At 65.1% G+C, this 3576-nt stretch carries 4 protein-coding genes; 3 read left to right on the plus strand and 1 reads right to left on the minus strand.

Annotated elements, in window-relative coordinates:
• Positions 1-1303: tetratricopeptide repeat protein (locus ABSB13_RS16825; protein ID WP_428110495.1), on the minus strand; the 1303-nt coding region annotated here is incomplete at its 3' end.
• A 127-nt stretch (positions 1304-1430) separates the two neighbouring features.
• Here ABSB13_RS16825 and ABSB13_RS16830 point away from each other — a divergent pair.
• The 3 genes from ABSB13_RS16830 to proC are packed head-to-tail and all read left to right on the plus strand — an operon-like array spanning position 1431 to position 3576.
• Complete coding sequence (locus ABSB13_RS16830; protein WP_428110496.1) at positions 1431-2012, plus strand: Maf family protein; 582 nt, start codon at positions 1431-1433, stop codon at positions 2010-2012.
• Positions 1991-2716 carry a YggS family pyridoxal phosphate-dependent enzyme gene (locus ABSB13_RS16835; protein ID WP_428110498.1) on the plus strand — a complete coding sequence of 242 codons (726 nt, stop codon included), beginning with the start codon at positions 1991-1993 and terminating at the stop codon, positions 2714-2716. Before ABSB13_RS16830 ends, ABSB13_RS16835 begins: the two co-directional genes overlap by 22 nt.
• Before the next feature lie 20 nt (positions 2717-2736).
• Entirely contained in the window at positions 2737-3576 is an 840-nt protein-coding gene (gene proC / locus ABSB13_RS16840) for a pyrroline-5-carboxylate reductase (protein WP_428110499.1), read from the plus strand.

Consider the following 3576-nt stretch of genomic DNA (forward strand, 5'->3'; position numbering starts at 1 on the left):
GAGCATCGCCGGTATCGCCCGCATTTTCCAGCGCACGCGCACGCCAGTACTCGCACATGTCGCGATCGGTCGCGTCTTTGGCGCGCGCAGCGGCAACCTTGAATCCCGCCGCCGCGATGCGGTAATTGCGCGCCAGGTACAACGTCCAGGGGATGCGAAACCGCGCGTCCTCGGCGGCGTCGCTGCCTGGATAGCGCGCGGCGAGGCGTCGATATTGCGCGCGGGCGGAATCGAGCAGGTGCTGTTCTTCGAAGATTCTGCCGACACGCAGCATCGCCCCGGGCGCGAGCGCGCTGGCCGGGAAATTCGCGACGAGTCTGTTCAGCGTTGCACGCGCGAGATCGTCTTGATCGTCGTGCCAGTAAATTAGCGCCAGAGCTTCGAGGGCCGCCGGCGCGTCCGGTCCGCGGGGCGCGATTTGCAGATACTCGATGATCGCGCGCCTGGCGCGGTCGGGTTCCGCTTTCAGCGCTCGCGCGTCCACCCACAGCAGTTCCGCGCGAACCGACGGCTCCGGCTCCATCGCAAGCCCCGCGCGTGCCTGCTCGTTGGCCGCGGACAAATCGCCCTCGCGGAGGGTCAACTCGGATTCGTCGCGATGATAAGCGAGTGAAGCGGTGTCGGCGAGCTCGGGGTTCGACGCCAGGAGCGAACGAACAATCATGCGCGCTTCGGCGTCCGAGTCGGAGCGCGGATACTTGTCTCGCAGTTCCATCGCATCCGCATAGGCTGACTTTGGATTCCCGAGCGCGATAAGCGCGCGCGCCTGTGCGATGCGCGCGCGCTGCTCGATAGACGCTTCGGGCGTCCGCGCAATCAGCCGCGACGCCACCGCAGAGGCCTCGGCGATCCGGCCGAGCTTCAGCAGATTTTCCGCGAGCAGAATCTCGCCGCGATCGATCATCACGCTTTCCGGATACGTCCTGACGAGGCGATCGAGCGTGTCTGCCGAGGCGTTCAGGTCGCCCTGGTCGTGCTGTGCGAGTGCAAGGTAAAACAGCGCGTAGTCGCCGAGCGCCGGAAAATTGTAGGCAGCGAATTTGAGACGATCTATCGCCCGTGAATTGTCGTGGTCGCGATACGCGCGATAGCCGTCGAGGAACGCCGCCTGTGCGTCGGACGGCGGCGCGTTGGGCGCAGCTATAGGAGGGGCAAGTGACGGTGACGGCGTGGTTTCGGCCGGTGCCGCAGCTTGCGAGGACGCGGCCGCTGAATCGGCACGCGCGGGCGCCGACGCGCATCCGGCGAGCAGCATCACGGATAGAATCATCAGCGCGCCATCGCGCCACCATTTCGGTATCATCTAATCTTGGTTAGCGCATGCCGGAAGCGTCTTCAATTGGAAGGTAGTTCTCCGGCGCGACATCGGAGCGCCGTCAGGAAGCTGAAAAACGGTCAGGCAACTGAAAAAATGTCCGACAACTGAAAAGATGGGTGATTCAAGCAAAGTGATTCTTGCCTCGGTGTCGCCGCGGCGCCGTCAACTATTGGCGGCGGCGGGAATTTCGTTCGAGGTGGTCGAAAGTTTGGTGCCGGAGCGGCACGAACCGGGCGAGCCGGCGCGCGACTACGCACTCAGGATGGCGCGGGAAAAGGCCGGCGCGGTTTCATCGCGGTTCCCGGAAGCGATTGTGATCGGTGCCGACACCATCGTGTTGTGCGAGACTCAGATTCTGGAGAAGCCCGCCCATCCCGACGACGCGCGCCGGATGCTCGGGATGCTCTCCGGGCGGGTTCACACGGTGGTGACTGCGTTTGCATTGGTGCGGGGCGGGTGCATCCTGGAGAGTTCGCCGGTCGAGAGCCAGGTGACTTTTCGTAAGCTGGCCGAGGCCGAAATCAACGATTACATCGCCACCGAGGAACCATTCGACAAGGCCGGGGCGTATGGAATTCAGGGCGTTGGCGGTGGATTTATTTCCCACGTCGAAGGATCGCGCGACAACGTGATGGGCCTGCCGACCGAGCGCGTCGTCGCGGCGCTAGCGCGATGGGGCGTGAAGCGCGCTTAGGCAAGGTCGCGGGAATGTCGATTGGCAATGAAATTGAGCGGCGGCTGGAGATCGTGCGAGCGCGGATCGCCGCGGCTGCCCGCCACGCCGGTCGCAATCCTTCCTCGATTCGGCTCGTGCTCGCGAGCAAGACGCAGCCAAGCGAGGCGATTCGCGCCGCATCGCAGGCAGGCGCGCGCGATTTCGGCGAGAACTACGTCCAGGAGGCGATTGCGAAGCGCGCCGAGTTGGCGGACTTGACCGAAATTCGATGGCATCTGATCGGCCATCTGCAAACCAACAAGGCAAGGGCGGCGGCAAGCGCATTCGCGCTCATCCACAGCGTCGATTCGGTGCGGCTGGCCGAAGCGCTGGGCCGTGCGCAACCGTCGCCGCGCGTCCGCGCGCTCATCGAAGTGAATCTCGGCGCCGAGGCGAGCAAGAGCGGAGTCGCGCCGGACGGAGTCGCCGCGCTGGTGGACGCGGTTCGCGACAAGATCGAAATCGAGGGCCTGATGACGATTCCGCCGCCGGCCGCCGGCGCCGGGACGACGCGTCCCTACTTCGCGCGGCTGCGCGAGATGCGCGATCGCCTTGCAGTGCAATCGGGGCTTGCGCTAAGCGAACTCTCGATGGGCATGACCGACGACTTCGAAATCGCCATTGAGGAAGGCGCGACGATTGTGCGGGTCGGACGCGCAGTCTTCGGCGAACGCACAGCGTGAAAAAGTGAACACGTGAAAGTATGAAAAAACTCGGATTCATAGGCGGCGGTAACATGGCCGAGGCGCTCGCGCACGGCCTTATCGCGCACAAGGTTTTCAAGCCGGGCGAAATTATCGTGTCCGACGTTGCGCCGGAGCGCCGGCGCAAACTCGCGCGCGCGCTCAAGGTCGCGACGACCGACGACAATGCAGAGGTCGTCCGCGAGGCCGCGGCGATCCTGCTGGCGGTCAAGCCGCAGACAATCGACGCGGTGATGGCGGAGCTCGGGGCAGAACTGGCGAAAGCGAGCGCAAAAGCGGCCGGCCGGGGCAAGCTGTTCATTTCGATTGCCGCCGGCGTGACGATCGCGCGACTGACCCGCGGGCTCGGCAAGCGCGCGCGAGTGATCCGCGTGATGCCGAACGCGCCCGCGATGGTGGGTCATGGGATGGCGGCGATGGTGCGCGGGCGTGGAGCGTCGGCGCAAGACGAGGCGTTCGCGCTGCGCATCTTCAGGGCGGTGGGCGACGCCGTCGCGCTGAAGGACGAAAAGCTACTGGACGTGGTCACTGCGCTCTCGGGCAGCGGCCCCGCTTACGTTTACCTGTTCGCCAAGGCGATGGCAGATGCGGCGGTGAGCGAAGGACTCCCGCGCGAACTGGCAATCCGGATGGCGCTGAAGACGATTCGTGGCGCCGAACACCTGATGCGCGAGTCCACGCGCGAGGTCTCCGATTTGATTGCGGCGGTCGCTTCGCCGGGCGGCACCACCGAGGCCGCGCTGCGCCGATTCGCCGAGCATGGTTTTTCTGATATCGTGGCCGCCGCATTGCACGCCGCCAGCGATCGCTCGCGCGAACTTGGCCGCGGAATCAACTAG

The organism is Binatus sp. (SeqCode) (genome assembly GCF_050013435.1).
In the GTDB taxonomy this organism is placed as follows: domain Bacteria; phylum Desulfobacterota; class Binatia; order Binatales; family Binataceae; genus Binatus.

Excerpts from the sequence above, each read along its gene's own strand:
- ABSB13_RS16830 (WP_428110496.1), top strand. The coding sequence starts at position 1,431 with ATGGGTGATTCAAGCAAAGTGATTCTTGCCTCGGTGTCGCCGCGGCGC.
- ABSB13_RS16835 (WP_428110498.1), top strand. The coding sequence starts at position 1,991 with ATGGGGCGTGAAGCGCGCTTAGGCAAGGTCGCGGGAATGTCGATTGGC.
- proC (WP_428110499.1), top strand. The coding sequence starts at position 2,737 with ATGAAAAAACTCGGATTCATAGGCGGCGGTAACATGGCCGAGGCGCTC.